Annotated in this window: 2 protein-coding genes; one reads left to right on the forward strand and one right to left on the reverse strand. The window is 36.5% G+C overall.

The annotated features are described in order from the left end of the window. On the reverse strand, positions 1 to 1,616 hold a 1,616-nt coding region (locus AC06OU_RS13330), incomplete at its 3' end, for a beta-propeller domain-containing protein (RefSeq protein ID WP_475856384.1). A gap of 177 nt (positions 1,617 to 1,793) precedes the next feature. On the opposite strand from AC06OU_RS13330, the gene AC06OU_RS13335 reads away from it, so the two are divergent. Beyond that, positions 1,794 to 2,265, forward strand: a 472-nt coding sequence (locus AC06OU_RS13335) for a TIGR00366 family protein (RefSeq protein ID WP_475856386.1), incomplete at its 3' end; no start/stop codon positions are given.

Raw genomic sequence — 2,265 nt, forward strand, 5'->3', positions numbered from 1 at the left:
GTTTCATACCCAAACCCGATTAAATGCGATTCACCTAGCGGATGTAAATAGTTGCTAAACCCTGGGATTTTTAATTCACCAAGCACTTGAGGCTTAGTAGGATTGGCAACATCAATCACAAACAATGGATCTGTCTCTCGAAATGTTACCATGTATGCTTTGTCCCCCATAAACCTTGCCGAATAAATTCTTTCTTCTTTTGCTAACCCTGTAATAGAACCGACCACTTTCATATTTTCATCTAATATAAATAAGTTATTCTCTGAAGGATTTCTTTCATCCCAAAGGTCCCCTGTGGTAGTAACTGTTCTAAAGTAACCAGCATGTTCATCCAGAGAAAACTGGTTAAGGATCGTTCCCTCTAACGTAGCTGTTCCTACAAAATCAACTATAGTTTCTTTAAGCGAGAATTTATAGACAACCGTGTCAAGCTTACCCGGTCCCCATATCATCTTTCTGCTTGTATTAGCCCCATCCTCCTTATAAATGGCGGAAGTTAGGTAAAGATTCTCTTTGGACATATATAAATCCTGACTGCCTCCGAGAAAGCTCTTTGTTTTAGCCTCATTCTCTATAGGCTCCGAAATATCAAGCGTGGTTATAACCGTATAATTCCCGTCTAATGAATTAGGCAATATCGAGATTTGTTTATAATCCAACGGCTGAGCCTCTTTGTTTACCTTTGAATCATACGTAAAGGGTCTCAATTCTATATCTTTATTCTCTTCCATCATCCAATATCTAGGCATAATAGTAGAAACTATATAAAGGACATTTTCTTTTAAACGAACACCGTTCATATAACCCTCTGAGGCTAGTTCTCTAATCAGCTTTGGAGATGTCGGGTCAGAAATATCATATAGGAAAACACTTGTCATGCTTTCCCAGGCAGGCTCTATTCTTGACTCAGTTTCTCTAGCCTCCAAAGTATGGTAAATATTCTTTTGTCCAATTACTATTAGCATTTCATCTTTTAATAATAGCTGACTAGGATAAAAAGAATCTGTAAATTGAATTTTACTGTCAAGCTTCATATTAGAAGCATTTTCAATATCGCTAATCACTACATTGTTTTCACTAATCATAAATACATGAGAACCATTCGTCTGAACAATATCTGCCTCTTCTACTCCCTCTACTTGATTGTTAGTTGTAGAATGACCTGCACTATCGGACTTTGAGGATTCCTCCGTTGCCATTTGGTCTGTTGCTTCTGTGACTACGTTTTCTCGTGTGCTCATCACTAGCTTAAAGTATTCCTCTAGCTCTTTTCGAGACTTTACAGTCGGGATAGACTCATGAACTTGAAAAGTATGTTTCCTTTTACCTACATATAGCGTGTAATCGCCTTCTGATAGACCTGAAATTTCAATGGACTTTCCATTATTCTTTAGCTTATAATCCGGCTTTACTTTATCGCCATAATGGTCCGTTAAATACACTTCCTCATTTTTCAGAGCATCGCTATTAATACTCCTTGAAAAATCTGCTTTAAAAACTTGATCGGATAAAATATGACTTTGAGCAAAAACCTCTTGCTGAGAAAAATAAATCCACCATGTACCTCCTGTTAAACAAATAGCAGCAACGATAAAAATTACAGTCCACTTCTTCATCGTCTTCTTCCTTTCTTTTACATTAATTAATATATTAGACCGTTTTTCTGGTTATTAGTTACAGGTTATGTTTTAGTATTTTTTGTCGAAAAATGTTAATTAAAATATAGAGAATTTTCTCTCTTTCCTATAACATAGATTAATAGGGGATGTAAAAAAACAAAGGGGGAAATAAAATTGAAAGCGTTAACACGATTTTCAAACACTTTAATGGTCAGATTCTTACCTGATCCATACATATTTGTTGCAATACTTACTCTATTAGTATTTTTACTTGGAGTGTTCTTAACAGATTCCACACCATTGGAAATGGCAACCTACTGGGGAGATGGTTTTTGGGGTTTACTATCGTTCACTATGCAAATGGTTGTTGTTCTCTTGGCAGGTCATGTATTAGCAAGCAGCCCGTTTTTTAAAAAAGTATTAAGCTCCTTAGCTGGAATAGCTAAGACACCTGGTTCAGCGATTCTATTAGTTTCTGTTGTTTCTTTAATCGGATGCTGGATTAACTGGGGGTTTGGTTTAGTAATTGGTGCTCTTTTTGCAAAGGAAATTGCCAAGCAGGTTAAAAATGTGGATTACCGCCTATTAATTGCTAGTGCTTATTCAGGCTTTATCATATGGCATGGTGGCCTCGCAGGTTCAATAC

This window comes from Psychrobacillus sp., from assembly GCF_056205495.1.